A 23,071-nucleotide genomic window follows, 5' to 3' on the forward strand; every position below is an offset into this window, starting at 1 on the left:
GGTGGGAGGTCAGGCGGACCGGCTGACGCGCTCGAGCGCCCGGTCCGTGATGGAGCGCGGGCCGCGGCCGATGGCCACCGTGCCCGACTGGACGATCTCGCGGATGCCGAACGGCTCGAGCGCCGCGAGCAGCGCGGAGAGCTTCGACGGCCCGCCGGTCGCCTCGATGGTGACGGTGTCGGGCACGACGTCGACGACGTGCGCGCGGAACAGGTCGACGACCTCGAGCACCTGGGTGCGGGTGGCGCCCTCGGCGCGCACCTTCACCAGCAGGAGCTCGCGCTGCACGGAGGCGGCGTCCTCGAGCTCGACGATCTTCAGCACGTTGATCAGCTTGTTCAGCTGCTTGGTGACCTGCTCCAGCGGCAGCTGGTCCACGTCGACCACGACGGTGATCCGGGAGATCTCGTCGTGCTCGGTGGGGCCCACCGCGAGGGAGTGGATGTTGAACGACCGCCGGGCGAACAGGCCGGCGACGCGGGTGAGGACGCCGGGCTTGTTCTCGACGAGCACGGAGAGGGTGTGACGGCTCATGATCTGCTCTTTCTCCCCGCTCAGTCTTCGCGGTCCCACGCCGGGCTGATGCCCCGCGCGTACTGGATGTCGTCGTTGGGCACGCCGGCGGCGACCATCGGCCACACCATCGAGTCGCGGGACACGGTGAAGTCCACGACCACGGGCTGGTCGTCGATCTCGAGCGCGCGCTTGATGGTGGCGTCCACGTCGGCGCGGGTCTCGCAGCGCAGCCCCACGGCGCCGTAGGCGTCGGCGAGCTTGACGAAGTCGGGCACCCGCACCGTGCCGTGGCCGGTGTTGAGGTCGGTGTTGGAGTACCGGGACTCGTAGAACAGGGTCTGCCACTGGCGGACCATGCCCAGCGAGGAGTTGTTGATCACCGCGACCTTGATCGGGATCTCGTTGATCGTGCAGGTCGCGAGCTCCTGGTTGGTCATCTGGAAGCAGCCGTCGCCGTCGATCGCCCAGACGGTGCGCGACGGGTCGCCGACCTTGGCGCCCATCGCCGCGGGGACGGAGAAGCCCATCGTGCCGAGCCCGCCGGAGTTCAGCCACGAGTTCGGCCGCTCGTAGCGGATGAACTGCGCGGCCCACATCTGGTGCTGCCCCACGCCGGCCGCGAAGATCGCCTCCGGGCCGGAGATCTCGCCGATCCGGGAGATCACGTGCTGCGGGGCGAGGTGCCCGTCGGTCGGCTCGTCGAACCCGAGCGGGAAGGTCTCGCGCCACGAGTCGATCTGGTGCCACCAGGCGGCCAGGTCGGGCTTGCCGTGGTGCGCGTGCTCCTTGGCGAGCTCGGGCAGCAGGTCGGTGATGACCTCGCGCAGGTCGCCGACGATCGGCACGTCCGCGGCGCGGTTCTTGCCGATCTCCGCCGGGTCGATGTCCGCGTGCACGATGGCGGCGTTGGGCGCGAAGGACGACAGCTTGCCGGTGACCCGGTCGTCGAACCGCGCGCCGAGGGCGACCACGAGGTCGGCCTTCTGCAGCGCGGCCACCGCGGCCACCGTGCCGTGCATGCCGGGCATCCCGAGGTTCTGCGGGTGGCTGTCGGGCAGCGCGCCGCGGGCCATCAGCGTGGTGACCGCCGCGGCGCCCGAGGCGTCGACCAGGCGGCGCAGCTCGGCGGCAGCGCCGGAGCGGATCACGCCGCCGCCGATCATCAGCACCGGACGGCGGGCGGTCGCCAGCAGCCGAGCGGCCTCCCGGATCTGCTTCGCGTGCGGCTTGGTCACCGGGTGGTAGCCCGGCAGGTCGAGCTGCTGGGGCCAGGAGAACGTCGTGTCGGTCTGCATCGCGGACTTCGCGATGTCCACCAGCACGGGGCCGGGCCGACCGGTCGAGGCGATGTGGAACGCCTCGGCGATGGTCCGGGGGATGTCGGCGGGGTCGGTCACCAGGTAGTTGTGCTTGGTGATCGGCAGCGTGATGCCGACGATGTCGGCCTCCTGGAACGCGTCCGTGCCGATCAGCGGCGCCGCGACCTGGCCGGTGATCGCGACCAGCGGGATCGAGTCCATGTTGGCGTCGGCGATCGGGGTGACCAGGTTGGTCGCGCCGGGGCCCGACGTGGCCATGCAGACGCCGACGCGGCCGGTGGCCTGCGCGTAGCCGGTGGCCGCGTGGCCGCCGCCCTGCTCGTGCCGCACGAGGATGTGCCGCAGGCGGGTGGAGTCCATCAGCGGGTCGTAGGTGGGCAGGATCGCGCCGCCGGGGATGCCGAAGACGACCTCGGCGCCGGCCTCCTCGAGCGAGCGGACGATCGACTTGGCACCCGTGACCTGCTCGGTGACGACGGGGCGCGGCCGGCTGGACGCGGCGGGCTCGGCAGCGGGGCGGACGTGCTCGGTCGCGGCCGTGGTGGCCGGCCGGCGGGGCGGTGCCGGGTGGGGGCCCTGGACCATCGGTGTCTCCTGGCGTCGGTGCTGGTGGAGCTGCGGGGTGGCACGAAAAAACCCCTCGGGCCCGGTGGGACCGGCTGGGCCGGACCGGACGAGGGGTGCGCGCGCGGGCGTTGCCTTCCTGGGGGGTGGCTTCAGCCTGCGCGCCCGGGAAGTACTACGAGGAGGTTCGTCCGCATGTCCAGGACACTACGCCCCGGCCGCGACGGTGTCACGCGGACCCCGCGCCGTCTCACATCGTGGTCCACGAGTCCACTTCGTGAACGGGGGCCGGGGCGGGGCCGCGGCGCGGCGGGCGGTTCCGCAGCCCGGCGGCGCGGCGCACGCGCGTCCGACGGACGGCCTCCTAGCCTCGCTCCATGAGCGGACCCACGCACGCACGCCGCCCCCTCCTCGCGCTGACGGCCGCCGCGGCGCTCGCCCTGGTCGCCGCATGCGGCGGCGGGGACGCGCCCGGCGACGACGCCGGCACCCCGGCCGGCAGCACCGCGCCGACCGCCGCGGCCCCGTCCGCCACACCCACGCCCTCGGCGACGCCACCGGCCGACGGCAGCGACGCCGACGCCGACACGGCGGCGCCGCCGTTCCCCGCCGACACCGCCGTGGACACCGCGGAGCCCGCCGGCGACGCGGCGCTCACCGTGACCGACGTCCGGGTCGGGCACCACGACGGGTTCGACCGCGTCGTCCTCGAGCTCGCCGGCACCGGCACCCCCGGCTGGCGCGTCGAGTACGTGGACGCCGCCGTCGAGGACCCCACCGGCGAGACCGTGGACCTGGCCGGCGACACCGTGCTCCAGGTCGTCGTCACGGGCGCGGCGTACCCCTTCGAGACCGGCGCCACCGAGTTCCCCCTCCGGCAGCCGGTCACCGCCGCCGGCACCACGGTCGTCGGCGAGGCCGTCCTCCTCGGCACCTTCGAGGCGCAGTCGCAGGCCCTCGTCGGGGTCACCGGGGCACCCGCGCCGTTCCGCGCCTACCTGCTGGAGAACCCGACCCGCCTGGTCGTGGACGTCCAGGGCTGAGACCTCCCCGCACCCCAGCCCCGGCCGGGGTGCGGGCGCCTCCGCCCCCCGCGGCCTCAGCCGCGCCGGTGCACCCGCGCCTCCCACGGCCGCAACGTCGCCGGCCCCGGTCGCGCGCCGTCCGGGCCCGCGGGGTCGTCGTCGTGCGTGCCCAGCACCAGCGGGCCCCAGGCGCCGTCGCCGTCCACGGGCCACGCGTCGCCCAGGTCCACCTCGCGCTCCTCACCGGAGACGTTCACGACCACCAGCAGCGTCGCGCCGTCGAGCGAGCGCGTGTACGCGTAGACCTGCTCGTCATGCGGCAGCAGCATCGTGAAGTCGCCCAGCGCGACCACCGGGTCGGACTTGCGCAGCGCGATCAGCGCCCGGTGGTGGTGGAACACCGACCGCGGGTCGGCGCGCTCCGCCTCGGCGTTGACCTCGGTGTGGTTCGGGTTGACGTCCAGCCACGGCTCCCCGGTCGTGAACCCGGCGTGCCGCGACGCGTCCCACTGCACCGGCGTGCGCGCGTTGTCCCGGCTCATCGCGGCCAGCCCGGCCAGCAGCTGCTCGTCGGTCGCCGACCCGAGCGCGCGCGCCTGCTCGACGTGCCGCAGCGACTCGATGTCCCGGTACCGGTCGAACCGGTCGTAGTGCGCGTTCGTCATCCCGAGCTCCTCGCCCTGGTAGACGTACGGCGTCCCCCGGTGCAGGTGCAGCAGGGTCGCCAGCGCCCGCGCGGACTCCCGGCGGTACCGCCCGTCGTCCCCGAACCGCGACACCACGCGGGGCTGGTCGTGGTTGTCCCAGTAGAGGCTGTTCCAGCCCACGTCCTGCAGCCCGTGCTGCCAGCGGCCGAACGTCGCCTTGAGGTCGGTCAGCCGCAGCGGCCGCGGGTCGAACTTCCCGCCCGGCCCGTGGTCGAGCCCGACGTGCTCGAACTGGAACACCATGTCGACCTCGGCGCGCGCCGGGTCGGTGAACAGCCGCGCCTGCTCGACCGTCACCCCGGGCATCTCCCCCACGGTCAGCAGGCGGTCGGACCGGCCCGCGAACACCTCGCGGTGCATCTCCGCCAGGAACTCGTGGATCCGCGGCCCGCTCGTGTAGGACGCGGACCCGTCGCCCCACACGCCCGCGACGACGGGGCCGTCGGGCAGCGACGTGTCCTTGGAGATCAGGTTGATGACGTCCATCCGGAACCCGTCGACCCCGCGGTCGAGCCACCAGCGCATCATCGCGTGCACGGCCCGGCGGACCTCGGGGTTCTCCCAGTTGAGGTCTGGCTGCTTGCGGCTGAACAGGTGCAGGTAGTACTCGCCGGTGGCCTCGTCCAGCTCCCAGGTCGACCCCGAGAAGAACGAGTGCCAGTTGGTCGGCTCCGCGCCGGGCTCGCCGGCGACCGCCCCCTCGCGCGCCGGGCGCCACCAGTACCAGTCGCGCTTCGGGCTGTCGACGGACGACCGGCTCTCGACGAACCACGGGTGCTCGTCGGACGTGTGGTTGACCACCAGGTCCATCACCAGCTTCATCCCGCGGTCGTGCAGCGCCGCGATCAGCTCGTCCAGGTCGGCCAGCGTGCCGAACGACGGGTCGACGTCCTGGTAGTCGCTGATGTCGTAGCCGTTGTCGTCCTGCGGCGAGCGGTAGATCGGCGACAGCCACACCACGTCGACGCCCAGCGCCTCCAGGTGGTCGAGGCGGGACAGCACGCCCCGCAGGTCACCGATCCCGTCGCCGTCCGAGTCCTGGAACGACCTCGGGTAGATCTGGTAGACGGTGGCTCGGGTCCACCAGGGCGCGTCCTCGACGGTGAAGGCCATGCCCTCGACCTTCTCACGCGGGTCGCCCGCGCGCAGCGGACCTCAGTCCACGTCCCGCCGACGGAACACCAGCGCGCCGACGACGACCAGCAGCACCGTGGCGCCGAGCAGCAGCAGACCGCCGTGGACGCCGGTGACCAGGCGCTCCGCGGTGCAGACCCCGTTCGGCACGACCCCGTCGATCGGCTCGCACGGCACGGAGACGAACGCGGTGTAGCCGTCGTCGACCCACGCCTGCACCCCGACCCGCAGCGTCCACGGCTGGAGCCCCGGCAGGAACCCCGCGATCAGCGAGTCCACCACCACCAGCCAGCCGACGCCGACCCCGAGGGCCGCGGCGGCGCTCCGGGTGACGAAGCCGAGCGCGGCCCCGACCGCCCCCGCCGCGCCCGACACGGCGAGCACCCGCAGCGCGGTCAGCCCGAGGTCCGTCCACGTCCTCCCGTCGAGGTCGCCGAGGGCGCCGTTCGCCGCAGCGCCCGCCCACGAGCCCCCGACCACCACCAGCAGGGCCAGCGCGGTCGGCACCAGCACCCCGGCGGCGGCGACCGCGACCTTGCTCGCGTAGACGCGGCCGCGCCGCGGCACGAACGTCAGCCACGTCGACAGCGACCCCGAGCCGATCTCGGCGGTCACGAACGTGACACCCGCGGCGAACGCCAGGAGCAGCAGGACCGTGCTGGCCCCCGAGATCCAGGACCCCGCGGCGTCGGCGAACGTCGTCCGGTACGGCAGGTAGCTCTCCTCGCGCGGCTCCATCTCGTCGCAGCCGAAGTCCACCTCCGGGTCGGTGGCGCGCTGCTCCTCCTCGCCCGCCCGGCAGTCCTCGAGGTACTGCTCGCCGTTCTCCGCCCAGTCCTCCTGCGCCCACGCGAGCTGCTCGCGCGCGTCCGCGACCGCCTGGGCGGACGGCGGGCGCGTGCTGGACCAGGCGCCCGCGACCACCGCGAGCGCCGCGACGACGGCCAGCACCGCGAGCCAGCGCACCGCGGCGCGGTACCGGAACCGGCGGGCCTCGACCCGCACCAGCCCGGTCACGCGCGCGCCCGTCGGCCGTGCGGGGCGGGCCGGCCCTGCTGCGCCTCGGCCAGTCCGTCGGGGGCCGTCCCGGTGAGCGCCAGGAACACCTGCTCCAGGTCCGCCCGTACCGGCACGAGCTTCCCGGAGGTACAGGCCGGCGGCGGCGAGCGCCCGGGTCACGTCCGCCAGGTCCGGTACCCCGGACACCTGCAGCGCGCCGTCCCCGGCCGGACGCACGGCCCAGCCCCGCGCGGCGAGGACCTCGGCCGCCCGCGCCGGGTCCGTCACCCCCACCCGGGCCTCCCCCGCACCCGCCTGGGCGAGCAGGTCCTCGACCCGCCCGGACGTCACGAGGCGGCCGCGGGTCACGATCGAGACCGTGTCGGCGACCTGCTGGACCTCGGCCAGGATGTGGCTGGACACCAGCACCGTCTTGCCCGCGTCCGCGAGCGAGCGCATGATCTGGCGCACCTCGTGGATGCCGGCGGGGTCCAGGCCGTTGGTCGGCTCGTCGAAGATCACCAGGTCCGGGTCCTTGAGCAGCGTCGACGCGATCGCCAGCCGCTGCTTCATCCCCAGCGAGTAGGTCCGGAACGGGCTCGACCCGCGGTCCGCGAGGCCGACGTCGGTGAGCACCCGGTCCACCTGCGCCGAGGGCGCTCCGATCGCGGCGGCCAGCAGCTCGAGGTTCCGGCGCCCGGAGAACGCCGGGAAGAACGTCGGGGACTCGACGATCGCGCCGACCCGCGCCACCACCTCGGGCAGTGCCTGCGGCACGGGGCGGTCCAGCACGCGCACGGTGCCGGCGTCCGGGCGGATCAGCCCGAGCAGCATCCGGATCGTCGTCGTCTTGCCCGCGCCGTTCGGCCCGAGGAACCCGTGCACGCCGCCCAGCGGCACGTCCAGGTCCAGCCCGCCGACCGCGACCACGCGCCGTCCGCGGTGCCGGTAGGTCTTGCGCAGGCCGCGGGTGCTGACGGCGGTGGTCCCCGCCGGCGGCAGATCGGTCACGCTCGCCCCCTCGCCGGGCGCCCGGTGCGAGCGCCCGACGCGACCCTAGCCGCGCGCACCGGGCCGACGGGAGCGTTCCGGCAGATCGGATGAGCACGGCACCGGTTCACCCAGCGCCAGAACTTCGCCACTGTGCACCGTGCACGTTCAGACGGGTGCTCGATTCCCCGGCGAGAGATTCACTCCGAGCCCGAACGTCCTCCCGCGCCAAGATCATCGGACCTCCGAATTCGCACATCGCGGCGAGTTCGCGCGTACACCAGCGAACCCAAGCGCTCCTCCCAATGTTGCCTGTCAGAAAGCAACGCCCTCGCAACGTCCCGCGGCGAGGTGAATGGATCGGAAATCTCGCCCATCGCCGCAGCGGCACCGAGAGCCACTGCAGCACTTCTATGCCGTACGCCGGAAGCCATCAAGAACCTTGCAGCGGAACTAGCGACGCCGAAGCGCAGACACTCCGGGAAAGTCAGCACTGCATCCGATAGCGGGAACTGCGCGTCATCGCCATATCGCCGAATCACCGCAATCGCTTGCTCAACCAACGTCGCGAAATCATTGAGAAGCACCTTCGCATGGACACGGAGACAATGATCCATCTTGAGCCCGCTAGCCGCTGACATCTCGGTGTATGGCTCGCCACCGATCCAGGCGCGAATCAGCGCGGCCAGAGACACCGATGGATCCGCAACCTCCGACTTGTCGAAAGCGGCGTCCACCTCGATCTCGAACCCTGGCTGACGCATAGCCCAGCCCAGCAACGCCTCGATCAAGCCGTCTTCCGTGCCGGATCCAACAGTCGCCCAACCACTAAAGCTTGGGATCAAGTCGTCGATAACCGAGTCCACGATTCTGGGGCGACCGCCCGACTCGCGTACCCAATCAAGCCTTCCGCTACTTCGCAATGCCACAACTCGATCTGCCCGCATTTGAAAAACACTCAGCATCAGACGCGCCTGAGCCGCGGTCGCGCGGCGCGCCGCGAAGGTAGCGGTGTACACCTTGGTGGCGATCGCGCGGAACTCGTCATCGCCAATCTCGTCGTGGATGAGCTCCAGAAGCGATGCATCGACCCCATCGACCATCGACAGCAGCGCTGGAACTTGCTCAAGGAGCGTGTTCGTTAGCGCCCTACCGGATCGCGCGAGCGCAGTCTCCAGCTCTCGCAGCAACTCTATTAGGGCACCCTCGACCAGTTCACCGGGCAAACCCTGAGCGACAGGAGCCACAACCGGCCACTGATCCGGATTGGCGCAGATCACTAACCCGCGACTGGAACTTCCTGCACGACCGGCGCGACCGACAAGATTCTTGATGTCACGTGCAAGCATGGGAGCTGACCGTTGATCGGCAGACCCACGAACTACGGAATAGAGCACCAGGGTACGAATCGGAAGATTGACGCCTTCTGCGAGCGTGCTCGTGCAGAGGACGAGTGCCAACTTTCTCTCAGCGAGAAGTTCCTCAAGCACTTCACGAACCTCTTGCGGGAGGTCGCCATGGTGCACCACTGCGCCTGACTCCAAAGCGCGAGCACCGATCCAAGACTCGCCGAACTCGCGCTTCAGGTACGTCACCGCTCGCGCTACACCCTGAGCATCGGTAACGAACGATGTTGGGACCGGAAGCGGCAACCCGAGCTCGACCTGCTTCACAAGCTCTTCCGCAAGACCCAAGACACCCTGCGCTCCTCGCTTGACAGATGCGAAAACCGCTACCGCCCCGAGAGGCAGGGCCTTGCGAGCGGCTGCGATAGCTCGCGTTTTCACCGTGCCGATGGTGTGAGTTTTCAGCCGACCACTGGCTGGATTCGTAAACACAAAATCGTTACGAGTCAAGAAGTCGGGCAACGTATGACTGGGGAGCGAAGATGCAAGTTCCTGCATTTCCAAGCCAACCACGGTGTTGACACCCGACCCTGTTGGTCGTAGGACCGCATACTCGGCCGATGCAGCTTGATAGTCACTGCGCACGACAGTAGAGTCGGAGCCTCCCAGCCACTCGTTGACCTCGGATATATTGGGAACAATAGCTGAAACGAAAATGACACGCGGCGGCTCTTCCCTTGCCCGCAATCGCGCCAGCAGCAATTCGAGGCCCACCCCCCTGGAATCGCTCGCCAGTAGATGCCCCTCATCACACACGACGAGGTCGATGGTCGGGACTATCTCCGGGTGAGTTCCAAGCAACCCCGTCAGAGCCTCGGGCGTCGCGATGAGCAGTCGGACAGACTGCAGATTCTCAACTTCCTCCGGGGTTGGCACCGTGCCCCCATAGACAGCGCGACTCGATATGCCCATATCGGAAAGACTAGAACCGATCGAGTCACGCAGTTCCCGCGCGAGCGCACGGAATGGAACGAGGAGAACCGCTCGGGCCGTCGCGTTCGATCGAAGGTGGTGATACAGAAGTGTTTCCGTCAGCGCTGTCTTGCCGGATCCCGTCGGCATCTGCAGCGAGAACGACTCCGCCCTCGTTAAGAGACCAGACTGAATAGCTTCGATCTGTGAAGGGAAAAAGTCCCAGACGGGGCGCGGGCGGCCAAGGAAAGACGCGACCAGGGCGTCCCAATGATGGCTTGTACCATCTGGGAGGACAGCACGGAGGTTTGTTCGCTGGAATCGCTCGAGAGAGTGCGCGAACAGATGTGCAGTCACCCATTCATCGGGCCCAATACGAAGCGCGGCCTCCGCGTCCGCTTGCGCCTGAGCACGGATAGAAGCAACAGTCGCGTCGTCACCGATGGCCATCGCGCCGAGAAGTTCTGTGACCTTAGGCGTCATCACCCCGGTCGCGGACGCTGGCCGGCGACTGAGCAACTCAGACCAAGCTGCGAGATCGGGGTCCACGCCAAGGCTTTCGCCAGCCGTCCTCATTGTGACCACTGCCGAGGCAGGAAATCCGCCCAGATAGAACGAAGTGGCGGCAAATAGAGTGGCGTCGGACTTCGCCGACCCCGAAAGCTCTCGACCGATAGAGACGAACGCATTGCCGAGCGCCGACCAACTGCGCCCGTCCGACTCACCGAAACGGATGGAGTCGAAGAGTTGACCAACGAGAGAGAAGTACAGGTCGAGTTCGCGGCCGTCTAGATATCCCAATTGGCCGAGATGAGTCTGAATCCTGAAGTCACCCAGGCTCGCACGGGTCTGAAAGTCTGCGACCCACTCTTGCAGCGTCCGCCTCATTGTGGACCCGGGAGCCCGGTGTCTGCGCTGCGCACGGCGAGCGCGTAGACGCCTTCGTAACCGGCTTTGAGTTCGGGCACGGATATCACGATCAACGAAGCGGCGTTCTGGTCCAACACGGCCGTGTCTTCAAGCTCATCCGCGAGGAGATCTAGCTGATGACCGCCACCGCCTTGAACTCGCGTGCGGCAGGCGGGTGGTCGTTTGCGTTGATGAACCGGTCGAGGTGGTCAATCGTCAAAGTTCCGAGGTCAGCATAGGCGGCCCTCTCCCGAAGCCACACCAGCGTCTTCGCCAATCGCCCGTCAGCGTCCTTCTTGGAGTCGGCTATCGCCTGAGGTATGGGACGGAAGCTTCCCTTAGTGGATTTGGTCTTCACTTCTGCGCAGATTAACCTGTCTCGATGTGTGGCGTTCGGCCATTCCGGCAGATCGAACTGCACCACGTCTGAATGCGACATCGCTTTGGTGCGATCCTGCTTGAGGCGCCATTTCTTGGGATCGACCAACTCGGCCGGGTACTCGCGTGCTGCGCTGAATATGGCCGAGAGTATCTCCCCGAAATCGCCTGACATCACGGAACCTGGATCGGGCAGCTTCATCGCGATCAACTCTCGGTGCAGACGGCCCGATCGCTCTATGGCGGCATTTAGAGTGGCATCGTCGACGTAGCATCTTCGAACCGCGGTGCCAAGACCTGGAATATCGATGCTGGCCAGTTCGACCAAAAGATAGGCAGTGTCATCAATCGTGAGGAACAAGTCTCGCAGCGATGCAAAATCAAGCCCTAACTCGCGCATCGCCTGACTCTCCCTCCGGCGGATCACGTTGTCCGGCGCACCGTGGACTACGCGCCATCCTCCCGAGGATAGTGATGAGCCTCTGCGTTCGACCGCGCGCCTGCGCAATTCATCCGATCGGCCGACTGCGGTGCCGCTAGGGGCACCACGTTGTGTGCGCTCAGATCAGCACGGCCCCCGTCGACGCGGACTGCACGAGCTTCGCGTACTTCGCCAGCACGCCCCGGGTGTACCGCGGCGGCAGCGGCGCCCAGCCGACCCGGCGCTCGGCGAGCTCGGCCTCGTCGACCAGCAGGTCCAGCGTCGCCTCGGCGACGTTCAACCGGATCCGGTCGCCGTCGCGGACGAACGCGATCGGGCCCGCGTCGACCGCCTCGGGCGCCACGTGACCGACGCACAGGCCCGTGGTGCCGCCGGAGAACCGGCCGTCGGTGAGCAGCAGCACGTCCTTGCCGAGGCCCGCGCCCTTGATCGCGCCGGTGATCGCCAGCATCTCGCGCATGCCCGGGCCGCCCTTGGGGCCCTCGTAGCGGATGACCACGACGTCGCCGGCCTGGATCGTGCCGTCCTCGAGGGCGTCGAGGGCCGCGCGCTCGCGCTCGAACACCCGCGCCGTGCCCTCGAACACGTCCGTGTCGAAGCCCGCGGACTTCACGACCGCGCCCTCCGGTGCCAGCGATCCGTCGAGGATCGTGATGCCGCCGGTGCGGTGGATCGGGTTGTCCAGGGCCCGCAGGATCTTGCCGTCCGGGTCCGGCGGGGCGATGTCCGCGAGGTTCTCCGCCACGGTCCGCCCGGTGACCGTGAGGCAGTCGCCGTGCAGCAGGCCCGCGTCGAGCAGCGCCTTCATCACGACCGGCACGCCGCCGATCCGGTCGACGTCGGCCATCACGTACCGGCCGAACGGCTTCAGGTCACCCAGGTGCGGGACCTTCGCGGCGACCCGCTTGAAGTCGTCGAGCGTCAGGTCGACCTCGGCCTCGTGCGCGATGGCCAGCAGGTGCAGCACCGCGTTGGTCGAGCCGCCGAACGCCATCACCACGGCGATGGCGTTCTCGAACGCCTCCTTGGTCATGATCTGCCGGGCGGTGATGCCCCGACGCAGCAGCTCGACGACCGCCTCGCCCGACTTCAGGGCGAAGTTGTCGCGGCGCCGGTCCGCGCTCGGCGGGGCGGCCGACCCGGGCAGCGACATGCCGATCGCCTCGGCGACCGACGCCATCGTGTTCGCCGTGTACATGCCCCCGCACGCGCCCTCGCCCGGGCAGATCGCCCGCTCGATGCGGTCCAGGTCGCCCTTCGACATGAGGCCGCGGGAGCAGGCGCCGACCGCCTCGAACGCGTCGATCAGCGTGACGTCCTTCTCCGTGCCGTCCTCGAGCTTCACCCAGCCCGGCATGATCGACCCGGCGTAGAGGAACACGCTGGACAGGTCGAGCCGCGCCGCGGCCATCAGCATGCCCGGCAGGGACTTGTCGCAGCCCGCCAGCAGCACCGAGCCGTCCAGCCGCTCCGCCTGCATCACGGTCTCGACGCTGTCCGCGATGATGTCGCGGCTCACCAGGGAGAAGTGCATCCCCTCGTGACCCATCGAGATGCCGTCGGACACCGAGATGGTGCCGAACTCCAGCGGGTAGCCGCCGCCCGCGTGCACGCCGTTCTTCACGGCCTGGGCGAGCCGCTGCAGCGACAGGTTGCAGGGCGTGATCTCGTTCCAGGAGCTCGCGACGCCGATCTGCGGCTTGACCCAGTCGTCGTCGCCCATCCCGACGGCGCGGAGCATCCCGCGCGACGCGGTGGCCTCGATGCCGTCGGTGACCTGACGGGACCGGGGCTTGATGTCAGGGGTCTGGGAGGACGTGGTCGTCATGACCCGACTCTAGGCGCGGCACGCCCCGCGCGCCGCCCCCTCGCCGAGACAGGGCGTGCGCGCCGACACAGGACCTCCGCGCGCCCTGTCTCGGCGCGGAGGTCCTGTCTCGGCGGGGGTGCGGGGTCAGCCGCGGCGGATGCGGCTCACGTCGCGCACGGCGCCGCGGTCGGCGCTGGTCGCCATCGCCGCGTACGCCTGGAGCGCGGGCGACACGTACCGGTCGCGGTCGACGGGCTGCCACGGGTTCTCGCGGGCCTCCATCTTGGCGCGACGGTCCGCGAGCACCTCGTCCGGGACGTTCACCCGGATCAGGCGGGTCTCGACGTCGATCTCGATCTCGTCGCCGTCCTCGATCAGGCCGATCGTGCCGCCGGCCGCCGCCTCCGGGCTGACGTGCCCGACGGAGATGCCGCTCGACCCGCCGGAGAACCGGCCGTCGGTGATGAGCGCGCAGACCTTGCCCAGACCGCGGCCCTTGATGAACGACGTCGGGTAGAGCATCTCCTGCATGCCGGGGCCGCCGGCGGGGCCCTCGTACCGCACGACGACGACGTGCCCCGGCTCGACCTCCTTGCGCAGGATCTTGTCGACCGCCTCGTCCTGGGACTCGCAGACCAGCGCGCGCCCGACGAAGTGGAAGACGTCCGGGTCGATGCCAGCGGTCTTGATGATCGCGCCGTCCTCGGCGATGTTGCCCCGCAGCACGGCCAGGCCGCCCTCGACGGTGTAGGCGTGCGGGACGTCGCGGATGCACCCGGCGGCGCCGTCGGTGTCCAGCGACTCCCAGACGTTCGAGGTGGAGAACGCCTGCGTGGTGCGCACCCCGCCCGGGGCGGCGTGGAACAGGGCGGTCGCGCGCTCGGTGGCCCTGCCGCCGCGGATGTCCCAGTCGTCCAGCCACGCGCGCAGCGTCGGGGTGTGCACGCTCGTCACGTCGTGGTCGAGGAGCCCGCCGCGGTCGAGCTCGCCGAGCAGCGCGGGGATGCCGCCCGCCCGGTGCACGTCCTCCATGTGGTAGTCCGGGTGGTTCGGCGCGACCTTCGCGAGGCACGGCACGCGGCGGCTGATCGCGTCGATCTCGGCCAGCGTGAACTCGACCTCGGCCTCCTGGGCGGCCGCGAGGATGTGCAGCACCGTGTTGGTCGAGCCGCCCATCGCGACGTCGAGGGTCATCGCGTTCGTGAACGCGGCCTTCGTCGCGATGCCGCGGGGCGCCGCGGTGTCGTCCTCGTCGTCGTAGTAGCGGCGCGCGAGGTCGACGATCGTCCGGCCGGCCTCGAGGAACAGCTCCCGGCGGGCGCTGTGCGTGGCCAGGGTGGAGCCGTTGCCCGGCAGGGACAGGCCCAGGGCCTCGGTCAGGCAGTTCATCGAGTTCGCGGTGAACATCCCCGAGCAGGAGCCGCAGGTCGGGCAGGCGTTCTCCTCGACGGTGGCGAGCGCCTGGTCGGAGACGGCGTCGTCCGCGGAGTAGTTGATCGCGTTGATGAGGTTGAGGTGGGTCTTCGCGACCCCGTCCGCCACGACCGCCTTGCCGGCCTCCATCGGACCGCCGGACACGAAGATCACGGGGATGTTCAGCCGCAGCGCCGCGTTGAGCATCCCGGGCGTGATCTTGTCGCAGTTCGAGATGCAGACCAGCGCGTCGGCGCAGTGCGCCTGGACCATGTACTCGACGGAGTCGGCGATCAGGTCGCGGCTCGGCAGCGAGTAGAGCATCCCGGCGTGGCCCATCGCGATGCCGTCGTCGACGGCGATGGTGTTGAACTCCTTGGCGACGCCGCCGGCCTCCTGGATCGCGGACGCGACCAGGTCGCCCATGTCCTTGAGGTGCACGTGGCCCGGGACGAACTGCGTGTACGAGTTCGCGATCGCGATGATCGGCTTGCCGAAGTCCTCCGAGCCCATGCCCGTGGCGCGCCAGAGCGCGCGGGCGCCGGCCATGTTGCGGCCGTGGGTGGACGTACGGGAGCGCAGCGGACGGCTCACGGGACAGCTCCTTCAGCAAGCAGGGCGCCACCGCGTCGGCGGCGTGCCTGCACGGTACGTCCGCGCTGGTGGGGGTCGTCGCGCGCGTCCGTCCTGTGATCGCCCAACCCGCGAGACGCGCGCCCCGTCTGACGCCCGTCCCAGCGCGACGCCCGTTCCCGCGCTACCCGTCCCCGCGCGCCTGCCAGGTGCAGACGCAGGCCTCGTTGCCCTCCGGGTCGGCGAGCACCCAGAACGCGGGCGCCCGCACGTCCGACAGCAGCGTCCCGCCGGCCGCGAGCGCCGCCGCCACCCGGGCCTGCGCCTGGTCGTGCGGCACGGTGACGTCGACGTGGATCCGGTTGCGCTGCGGTCGCGGCGCGTCCATCTGCTGGAACCAGTACGCCGGGCCGAGCGCGCCGGACGGGTCGACGAGCGACGGGTCGTCCGGGTCGGTGCCGGGCTCGGGCACGTAGCCGAGCACCGCGCGCCAGAACGGGGCGACCGCCGGGATGTCGAGGGCGTCCACGGCGATCTCCTGCGCGGTCAGCCGCTCCGGGGCGCCGGGCAGGCCGAGCTCGTCCGCCACCGCCGTGACCGCCGCCGCGAGCGCGAGGTCCCGCTCGGTCAGCCCGCGGGCGTCGGGCGTGCTGGTCCGGACCTGGACGTGGTCCGGGCGGAGCACCACGTCGGGGGTGGCGCCCACCCGGTCCGCCTCGGCCGCGACCCGCGCGACGAACGCCGCCCCGGTCGCCAGGTCCGGGGTGCGGAACGCGGCCTGCAGCCACACCAGCAGCACCCGCCAGTGCCGCGCGTCCACCCGCTCGGTGGCCGCACCCGGCCCGATCACCCGCTGCTCCGCGTCGCTCATGGGCCCAGCGTGCCACCGCCCTCCGACACGTCCGCGCGACGGGCTTGCGGTTGACGCGACGTCAACCCCTACGGTCGGGTGACGACGGCGGGAGGTCCGCCGTCGGAGGTGAGGAGCACCCGATGACCGTCGACACCGCGCGCTGGACGACCGCCGAGGTCGTCCGTCTGTCCGGCGTCACGTCGCGGACCCTGCGGCACTACGACGCGATCGGGCTGCTGCGCCCGGCCGGCAGCACGCCGGGCGGGCAGCGGGAGTACGGCCACGACGAGCTGCTGCGCCTGCAGCAGGTGCTGGTCCTGCGGGAAGCTCGGCGTGGGCCTCGGCACCATCGCCGAGATCCTCGACGACCCCGACGACCCCGACGACCGGGCGCGGCGGCTCCGCGAGCACCACGCGTGGCTGCTCGCCGAGCGGGACCGCCTGGACCGGCTCGCCCGGACCGTCGCCTCCACCATCGAGTCCCTGGAAGGGGGCACCACCATGCCCGCGGAGCAGCTGTACGACGGGTTCGACCACACGCAGTACGAGCAGGAGGCGCGCGAGCGCTGGGGAGCCGAGACCGTGGACCGCAGCACCCGCACCTGGGAGTCGCTGACCGCCGACGAGCGGGCCGCCCACCAGCGGGAGATGCACGACGTCAACGCGGCCCTCGCCGAGCACCTCGCGGCGGGCACGCCCGTGACGGACGCGGCGGTCCGGGGGCTCGTGGCCCGGCACCACGCCTGGGTCTCGCGGTTCTGGACCCCGGACCCCGACGCGTACCGGGGTCTGGCCGCGACGTACGTCGACGACCCCCGGTTCACGGCGACCTACGACGCCGTGGCCCCCGGCCTGGCGGTCTACCTGCGGGACGCGGTCGACGCCCACGCGGACGCCGTCGCAGGCGGCTGACGGATCGGGACCAACGGCCCAACCGCGCGGGGGCGTCGCGCGGCAGGCTGATCCGCGTGCCGGACCACCGGTCGCCTCTCCCCCGGGGCGATCAGCGGGCTTCCCCGCCCGCGGTCCGCCGCGAGGTCACCTGGTGACGACGACCCGTCGTCAGGTACCCCCTGTCGAGGCACCATCGGCTCATCGCCCGGGCCGGTGGTGCCTCGACTCCTTCCCGGCGCCGGTCCGGCCGCGCAGCCCGGCCGCGCAGCCCGGCCGCGCAGCCCGGTCGCCGTCACGCCCGGCGCTGGCTACCGTCGCCGGGTGACCGCGATCCACTGGTTCCGCCGCGACCTGCGCCTCGGCGACAACCCCGCCCTGCACGCCGCCGCCGAGGCGGGCGGCGACGTCCTCGCCCTCTACGTCCTCGACCCCCGCATCTGGGAGTCGGCCGGGGCGCCGCGCCGCGCCTACCTGGCCCGCAGCCTCGCCGCCCTGGACGCGCAGACCGGCGGCCGGCTGCTGGTCCGCCACGGCGACCCGCGCGACGTCGTCCCCGCGGTCGCGCACGAGGTCGGTGCCGAGCAGGTGCACGTCGCCGCGTCGTACGAGCCGTTCGGTCGCCGCCGCGACGACGACGTCGAGTGGCGGCTCGAGGACGCCGGTGCCGCGCTGATGCGCACCGGCTCGCCGTACGCGGTCGCCCCCGGGCGGGTCCGCAACGGCTCCGGCGCCGACTACAAGGTCTTCACCCCGTTCCGCCGCGCCTGGGCCGAGCACGGCTGGCGCGCGCCTGCGCCGGACGCCGCAGCGACCGCCCGGGACGTGACGTTCGTCGACGCGGGCCGGTCCGACGCGGTCCCCGACGCCCCGGTCCCCGACGGCCTGGAGCTGCCCGAGGCCGGCGAGCACGCGGCCCTGGACCGCTGGCGCGCGATGCTCGACGGGCCGCTGAGCCACTACGCCGACGAGCGCGACCGCCCCGACCTCGACAGCACCTCGCGGCTGTCCGTCCCGCTCAAGTGGGGCGAGATCCACCCCCGGACGATCCTCGCCGACCTGGCGCACCGGCGCGGCGAGGGTGCCGACACGTTCCGCAGCCAGATCGCGTGGCGCGAGTTCCACGCGGACGTGCTGCACCACAACCCGACGGCCCGCCGGGAGTCGCTGACCCCGGTCGTGCCCGAGGCGTCGTGGGCGAGCGGGGACGCCGAGCAGCGGCTCCTGGACGCCTGGGCGTACGGCCGCACCGGCTACCCGGTGGTCGACGCCGGGATGCGCCAGCTGCGGGCCGAGGGCTGGATGCACAACCGGGTGCGGATGGTGGTCGCGTCGTTCCTGGTCAAGGACCTGCACGTGCGGTGGCAGCGGGGCGCGGACCACTTCATGGCGTGGCTGGTGGACGGCGACGTGCCGCAGAACCAGCTCAACTGGCAGTGGGTCGCCGGCACCGGCCGCGACGCCGCGCCGTACTTCCGGGTGTTCAACCCCGTGATGCAGGGCGTGAAGTTCGACCCGCACGGCCACTACGTGCGCCGGTGGGTGCCCGAGCTGCGCGACATCCCCGGCAAGGCGGTGCACGAGCCGTGGAAGCTTCCGCGGTCGGCGGCACCCGACTACGTAGAACGCCTCGTCGACCACGCGCACGAGCGCCAGGTAGCCCTGGGCGCGTACCAGTCGATGCGCTGAGCGGCGCCGGCCGGGACCCAGGTCCCACCTCGGGCCGGTCGGCCCGCCGGTGCGCACCCGCCCGCACGAAGTCGGGACCTTCGACCCGCCCACGGGACGCCCCGGTGGAGCACATTGGGAATGCAGTCACAAGACGACTCCCGACGAACCGAAGGCACGAACATGACCGCCACCGCCACCCCCCGCAGCAGCGCCGCTCCGGTGCCCGTGCGGACGCAGGAGACCATCGTCACGACCGTCAGCGCCCGCCGCTCGCTCGCCGTCCTGCGGCTGGCGACCGGGTTCATCTTCCTCTGGGCGTTCCTCGACAAGACCTTCGGCCTCGGCTACTCGACGCCGAGCGAGCGCGCCTGGCTCAACGGCGGCACCCCCAGCCAGGGCTTCCTCAACAGCCCCGCGGTGGTCGGGCCGTTCCAGAAGCTTCTTCCAGTCGATCGCCAGCCCCGCCACCGACGTGCTGTTCATGCTCGGCATGCTGGGTGTCGGCGCGGCCGTGATGCTCGGCGTCGGCGTCCGGGTCTCGGCCTGGGCCGGCTCCGCGATCATGCTGATGATGTGGGCCGCCGAGTGGCCGCTCACCGCCGGCTCGACCAACCCGGTGATGGACTACCACATCATCTACGCGCTGGCGCTGGTCGTCGTCGCGGTGACGTTCGCCGGCGACACCTGGGGCCTCGGCCGGATGTGGCGCGAGCTGCCCCTGGTCCAGAAGTACACCTGGCTCCGCTGATCCCGTGAGGCGCTGAGCCGCTGACGACGAGACGCCGGTCCCCGAGCGGGGGCCGGCGTCTCGTGCGTGCGCCAGGCGGCGCGCGGGTCAGGCGGCGCGCAGCGCGCGGTACTCGTCGTCGAGCATCCCCATGAGGATCCCGTCGCACCAGCCGTCGCCGTCGCGGTACGCGTCCCGGCGCCGGCCCTCGACCCGGAAGCCGATGTTCTCGTACAGGGAGTGCGCGCGGGCGTTGATGCTCAGCACGTCGATCCCGACCCGGTGCAGGCCGATGCCGTCGAACGCGAGGCCCAGCACCAGCTCGATCGCCTCGGTCCCGTAGCCCCGCCCGCGGTAGGCGGGCCGCATCACGAGCCGCAGCCCGGCGGACCCGACCACCTCGTCGATCTCGTTCAGCACGATCTCGCCGAGGTACTCGTCCGACCCGTTCGCCGTGATCGCCAGGTCGATGCGGCCCTCGATCCGCGACACCGACGCGCACCAGGCGTCGACCTCGGCGCGCGTGAACACCCGGGTCGTGCCGGTCGTGCGGCGGCTGTCGGGGTCGCTGACCATGTCCCACATCGCGGCGGCGTCGTCCGCGCGGATGGGGCGCAGGTGGATCATCTCGCCCTCGAGCGTGGGCTTGTCCATGGGGCCTCCCGTCGTCCACCCGATGCTAGGCACTGCGGATCACCGGGGTGTTTCGGCGCGCGGGACCCGCGCGCGGTGTGCGCACGCGCCGACGGCGCGGGACCGGGGTGCTCCCGGGGCCCGCGCCGTCGTGCGGTGCTGCGGTCAGCCCTGGGCGACGCGCTCCAGCACGAGCTCGCGGACCCGACCGGCGTCGGCCTGCCCGCGGGTGGCCTTCATGACCGAGCCGATGATCGCCCCGACCGGACCAAGGTTCCCGGAGCGGATCTTCTCGACGATGTCGGGCTGCGCGGCGAGCGCGGCGTCGATGGCCTCGAGCAGCGGGCCGTCGTCCGAGACGACCTCGAGCCCGCGCGCGACGACGACCGCCTCCGGGTCGCCCTCCCCCGCGAGCACGCCCTCGAGCACCTGGCGCGCGAGCTTGTCGTTGATCCGGCCCGCGTCGACGAGCTGCTGGAGCTGGCCGATCTGGGTCGGGGTGATCGGCAGGTCGCCGAGCTCGACGTCCTGCGTCTTGGCGGTCCGGGCGAGCTCGCCCATCCACCACTTGCGCGCGGCGGCGGGGCTGGAGCCCGCGGCGACGGTGGCCTCGATCAGCTCGATCGCACCGGCGTTCACGACGTCGCGCATCTCGGCGTCGGCGTAGCCCCAGTCGCCCTGGAGCCGGCGGCGGCGTGCGGCGGGGAAGCTCGGGCAGGTTCGCCCGGATCTCCTCGACCCACGCGCGGTCCGGCGCGATCGGCACGAGGTCGGGCTCCGGGAAGTACCGGTAGTCCTCGGCGTCGGACTTCACGCGGCCGGCGGTGGTGATGCCGGTGTCCTCGTGCCAGTGCCGGGTCTCCTGGGTGACGGTGCCGGCGGCGTCGAGGACCGCGGCCTGGCGGCTGATCTCGTACCGCACCGAGCGCTCCACCGACCGGAACGAGTTCACGTTCTTGGTCTCGGTCCGGGTGCCGAGCGGCGACTCGGGGGTCGGTCGCAGCGAGACGTTCACGTCCGCGCGGACGTTGCCGCGCTCCATCCGCGCCTCCGAGACGCCCAGCGACCGGAAGATGTCCCGGAGGGTCTGCACGTAGGCGCGCGCGACCTCGGGGGCCCGCTCACCGGCGCCGACGATCGGGCGGGTCACGATCTCCACCAGCGGGATGCCGGCGCGGTTGTAGTCGACGAGGGAGTACTCGGCTCCCTGGATGCGGCCGGTCGAGCCACCCACGTGGGTGTTCTTGCCGGCGTCCTCCTCCATGTGCGCGCGCTCGATGTCGACGCGGAACACGGTGCCGTCCTCGAGCTCGACGTCCAGGTAGCCGTCGTGCGCGATGGGCTCGTCGTACTGGGACGTCTGGAAGTTCTTCGGGACGTCCGGGTAGAAGTAGTTCTTCCGCGCGAACCGGCAGGTCTCGGCGATCTGGCAGTTCAGCGCGAGGCCGATCCGGATCGCGTACTCCACCGCGGTGCCGTTGACCGCGGGCAGCGCGCCCGGCAGGCCGAGCGACACCGGCGTGACCGCGGTGTTCGGCTCGTCGCCGAACGTCTGCGGCGCGGCGTCGAACATCTTGGTCCGGGTGCCGAGCTCGACGTGCACCTCGATGCCGATGACCGGGTCGAACCGGGCCACCGCGTCGTCGTAGTCGACCAGGTCGACCGTCCGGGAGCTCGACTCGCCCACCTCCAGCTCGGGAGCCTTGGCCAGCAGCGGGCCGCCCCAGTTCTTCTCCAGCAGCGCCTCGAGGGCGGCGCCCACGCGGTAGAGCCGGTCGTCGGCCTTCGCCGGCGCCAGCACCTGGAACCCGACGGGCAGGCCGTCGTCCGACAGGCCGTTCGGCAGCGACATGCCGGGCACGCCGGCGAGGTTCGCCGGGATGGTCGCGACGTCGTTGAGGTACATCGCCAGCGGGTCGTCGAGCTTCTCGCCCAGCTTGAACGCCGTGGTCGGCGCCGTCGGGGACACCAGCACGTCGGCCTGCTCGAACGCGGCGTCGAAGTCGCGCTGGATCAGCGTGCGGACCTTCTGCGCCGACCCGTAGTAGGCGTCGTAGTAGCCGGCGGACAGGGCGTAGGTGCCCAGGATGATCCGGCGCTTGACCTCGTCGCCGAAGCCGGCGCCGCGGGTCGCGGCCATCACGCGCTCGGCGGTGACCGGGCCCTCCGACGGCTCGACGCGCAGGCCGAACCGCATGCCGTCGAACTTCGCCAGGTTGCTGGACGCCTCGCTCGGGAGGATCAGGTAGTACGCGCCGAGGGCGTACTCGAAGTGCGGGCAGGAGACCTCGACGATCTCGGCGCCCGCGCCGCGCAGCAGCTCGAGCGACTCCTCGAACCGCGCGAGCACGCCGGGCTGGTAGCCCTCGCCCTGCAGCTCGCGGACCACGCCGACACGCACGCCCGTCAGGTCGCCGGACGCACCCTGACGGGCCGCGGCGGCCAGACCCGGCAGCGGCTCCGGGATGGACGTGGAGTCGCGCGGGTCGTGCCCGCCGATCAGCTCGTGCAGCAGCGCCGAGTCGAGCACGGTCCGCGTGACCGGGCCGGCTTGGTCGAGGCTGGACGCCAGCGCGATGAGGCCGTAGCGGGACACGGAGCCGTAGGTCGGCTTCACGCCGACGGTGCCGGTCACGGCGCCGGGCTGGCGGATCGAGCCGCCGGTGTCGGTGCCGATGGCGAGCGGGGCCTCGTAGGCCGCGACCGCCGCGGCCGAGCCACCGCCGGAGCCGCCGGGGATCCGGTCCAGGTCCCACGGGTTGTGCGTGTTGCCGTAGGCCGAGTGCTCGGTGGAGGAGCCCATCGCGAACTCGTCCATGTTGGTCTTGCCGAGGATCGGCAGGCCGGCGGCCTTGATCCGCTCGACGAGCGTCGCGTCGTACGGCGGCACCCAGCCCTCGAGGATCCTCGAGCCGGCCGTCGTGGGCAGGCCCTGGGTGACGACGACGTCCTTCACGGCGATCGGCACGCCCGCGAGCGGGTGCAGCTGCTCGCCGGCGGCGCGGCGCGCGTCGACGTCGCGGGCGGTCGCCAGCGCCTCGGCCGCGGACACGTGCAGGTAGGCGTGCACGGCGGGCTCGACGGCGGCGATGCGGTCCAGGTGGGCCTGCGTCACCTGGACGCTGGTCACCTCGCCCGCGGCGAGCTTGTCGGCCAGGACGGCGGCGGACAGGCGGGTCAGGTCGGTCTGCTCGGTCAC

At 71.5% G+C, this 23,071-nt stretch carries 15 protein-coding genes and 2 pseudogenes; 5 read left to right on the forward strand and 12 right to left on the reverse strand.

Annotated elements, in window-relative coordinates; translation table 11 throughout:
• Positions 1-9: 9 nt before the first annotated feature.
• Together ilvN and AC1VL8_RS18065 are read right to left on the reverse strand one after the other, a co-directional pair.
• Positions 10-534, reverse strand: a complete 525-nt coding sequence (ilvN, locus tag AC1VL8_RS18060; protein WP_389234964.1) for an acetolactate synthase small subunit — start codon at positions 532-534, stop codon at positions 10-12.
• A 20-nt stretch (positions 535-554) separates the two neighbouring features.
• Positions 555-2,420: an acetolactate synthase large subunit gene (locus tag AC1VL8_RS18065; protein WP_483076130.1), complete on the reverse strand. Its 1,866-nt coding sequence runs from the start codon at positions 2,418-2,420 to the stop codon at positions 555-557.
• A 356-nt stretch (positions 2,421-2,776) separates the two neighbouring features.
• Here AC1VL8_RS18065 and AC1VL8_RS18070 point away from each other — a divergent pair, with 356 nt between their 5' ends.
• The gene (locus AC1VL8_RS18070) at positions 2,777-3,442 is read left to right on the forward strand and encodes an AMIN-like domain-containing (lipo)protein (protein ID WP_483076131.1); all 666 of its coding nucleotides are present in this window, start codon (positions 2,777-2,779) and stop codon (positions 3,440-3,442) included.
• A 56-nt stretch (positions 3,443-3,498) separates the two neighbouring features.
• On the opposite strand, the gene AC1VL8_RS18075 is transcribed toward AC1VL8_RS18070, so the two are convergent.
• From AC1VL8_RS18075 to AC1VL8_RS18105, 7 genes are all read right to left on the reverse strand, one after another.
• Complete coding sequence (locus AC1VL8_RS18075) at positions 3,499-5,244, reverse strand: glycoside hydrolase family 13 protein (protein ID WP_483076132.1); 1,746 nt, start codon at positions 5,242-5,244, stop codon at positions 3,499-3,501.
• A 42-nt stretch (positions 5,245-5,286) separates the two neighbouring features.
• A complete protein-coding gene (locus AC1VL8_RS18080) occupies positions 5,287-7,275 on the reverse strand; it encodes an ABC transporter ATP-binding protein (protein ID WP_483076133.1) in 1,989 nt (662 codons plus the stop codon).
• A 179-nt stretch (positions 7,276-7,454) separates the two neighbouring features.
• On the reverse strand, positions 7,455-10,460 hold the full coding sequence (locus AC1VL8_RS18085; protein ID WP_483076134.1) for a DEAD/DEAH box helicase: 3,006 nt from the start codon (positions 10,458-10,460) through the stop codon (positions 7,455-7,457).
• A 151-nt stretch (positions 10,461-10,611) separates the two neighbouring features.
• Positions 10,612-11,259, reverse strand: a complete 648-nt coding sequence (locus AC1VL8_RS18090) for a Hachiman antiphage defense system protein HamA (RefSeq protein ID WP_483076135.1) — start codon at positions 11,257-11,259, stop codon at positions 10,612-10,614.
• Between the two features lie 160 nt (positions 11,260-11,419).
• A complete protein-coding gene (gene ilvD / locus AC1VL8_RS18095) occupies positions 11,420-13,129 on the reverse strand; it encodes a dihydroxy-acid dehydratase (protein ID WP_389234949.1) in 1,710 nt (569 codons plus the stop codon).
• 126 nt (positions 13,130-13,255) lie between these two features.
• Positions 13,256-15,118 carry a dihydroxy-acid dehydratase gene (ilvD, locus tag AC1VL8_RS18100; RefSeq protein WP_483076136.1) on the reverse strand — a complete coding sequence of 621 codons (1,863 nt, stop codon included), beginning with the start codon at positions 15,116-15,118 and terminating at the stop codon, positions 13,256-13,258.
• Positions 15,119-15,281: 163 nt separating this feature from the next.
• Complete coding sequence (locus AC1VL8_RS18105; protein WP_483076137.1) at positions 15,282-15,968, reverse strand: VOC family protein; 687 nt, start codon at positions 15,966-15,968, stop codon at positions 15,282-15,284.
• Positions 15,969-16,090: 122 nt separating this feature from the next.
• Between AC1VL8_RS18105 and AC1VL8_RS18110 the strand changes: the two are divergent.
• The 3 genes and pseudogenes from AC1VL8_RS18110 to AC1VL8_RS18120 form a co-directional block, all read left to right on the forward strand.
• A pseudogene (locus tag AC1VL8_RS18110) lies at positions 16,091-16,264 on the forward strand (MerR family DNA-binding transcriptional regulator); the annotation flags it as partial.
• A gap of 19 nt (positions 16,265-16,283) precedes the next feature.
• Positions 16,284-16,862: a TipAS antibiotic-recognition domain-containing protein gene (locus AC1VL8_RS18115; protein WP_483076138.1), complete on the forward strand. Its 579-nt coding sequence runs from the start codon at positions 16,284-16,286 to the stop codon at positions 16,860-16,862.
• A 303-nt stretch (positions 16,863-17,165) separates the two neighbouring features.
• The gene (locus AC1VL8_RS18120; RefSeq protein WP_483076139.1) at positions 17,166-18,530 is read left to right on the forward strand and encodes a cryptochrome/photolyase family protein; all 1,365 of its coding nucleotides are present in this window, start codon (positions 17,166-17,168) and stop codon (positions 18,528-18,530) included.
• Between the two features lie 126 nt (positions 18,531-18,656).
• Here AC1VL8_RS18120 and AC1VL8_RS18125 read toward each other — a convergent pair whose 3' ends face one another.
• Complete coding sequence (locus tag AC1VL8_RS18125) at positions 18,657-18,995, reverse strand: hypothetical protein (protein ID WP_483076140.1); 339 nt, start codon at positions 18,993-18,995, stop codon at positions 18,657-18,659.
• On the opposite strand from AC1VL8_RS18125, the gene AC1VL8_RS18130 reads away from it, so the two are divergent.
• Positions 18,994-19,260, forward strand: a complete 267-nt coding sequence (locus AC1VL8_RS18130) for a hypothetical protein (protein WP_483076141.1) — start codon at positions 18,994-18,996, stop codon at positions 19,258-19,260. The genes AC1VL8_RS18125 and AC1VL8_RS18130 overlap by 2 nt on opposite strands.
• A gap of 87 nt (positions 19,261-19,347) precedes the next feature.
• Here AC1VL8_RS18130 and AC1VL8_RS18135 read toward each other — a convergent pair whose 3' ends face one another.
• The gene (locus AC1VL8_RS18135) at positions 19,348-19,893 is read right to left on the reverse strand and encodes a GNAT family N-acetyltransferase (protein WP_389234931.1); all 546 of its coding nucleotides are present in this window, start codon (positions 19,891-19,893) and stop codon (positions 19,348-19,350) included.
• A gap of 144 nt (positions 19,894-20,037) precedes the next feature.
• A pseudogene (gene gatB / locus AC1VL8_RS18140) lies at positions 20,038-23,071 on the reverse strand (Asp-tRNA(Asn)/Glu-tRNA(Gln) amidotransferase subunit GatB).

Source organism: Cellulomonas sp. KU4C (assembly GCF_056868065.1).

Excerpts from the sequence above, each read along its gene's own strand:
- ilvN (WP_389234964.1), bottom strand. The coding sequence starts at position 534 with ATGAGCCGTCACACCCTCTCCGTGCTCGTCGAGAACAAGCCCGGCGTC.
- AC1VL8_RS18065 (WP_483076130.1), bottom strand. The coding sequence starts at position 2,420 with ATGGTCCAGGGCCCCCACCCGGCACCGCCCCGCCGGCCGGCCACCACG.
- AC1VL8_RS18070 (WP_483076131.1), top strand. The coding sequence starts at position 2,777 with ATGAGCGGACCCACGCACGCACGCCGCCCCCTCCTCGCGCTGACGGCC.
- AC1VL8_RS18075 (WP_483076132.1), bottom strand. The coding sequence starts at position 5,244 with ATGGCCTTCACCGTCGAGGACGCGCCCTGGTGGACCCGAGCCACCGTC.
- AC1VL8_RS18085 (WP_483076134.1), bottom strand. The coding sequence starts at position 10,460 with ATGAGGCGGACGCTGCAAGAGTGGGTCGCAGACTTTCAGACCCGTGCG.
- AC1VL8_RS18090 (WP_483076135.1), bottom strand. The coding sequence starts at position 11,259 with ATGCGCGAGTTAGGGCTTGATTTTGCATCGCTGCGAGACTTGTTCCTC.
- ilvD (WP_389234949.1), bottom strand. The coding sequence starts at position 13,129 with ATGACGACCACGTCCTCCCAGACCCCTGACATCAAGCCCCGGTCCCGT.
- AC1VL8_RS18105 (WP_483076137.1), bottom strand. The coding sequence starts at position 15,968 with ATGAGCGACGCGGAGCAGCGGGTGATCGGGCCGGGTGCGGCCACCGAG.
- AC1VL8_RS18130 (WP_483076141.1), top strand. The coding sequence starts at position 18,994 with ATGCTCGGCATGCTGGGTGTCGGCGCGGCCGTGATGCTCGGCGTCGGC.
- AC1VL8_RS18125 (WP_483076140.1), bottom strand. The coding sequence starts at position 18,995 with ATGAACAGCACGTCGGTGGCGGGGCTGGCGATCGACTGGAAGAAGCTT.
- AC1VL8_RS18135 (WP_389234931.1), bottom strand. The coding sequence starts at position 19,893 with ATGGACAAGCCCACGCTCGAGGGCGAGATGATCCACCTGCGCCCCATC.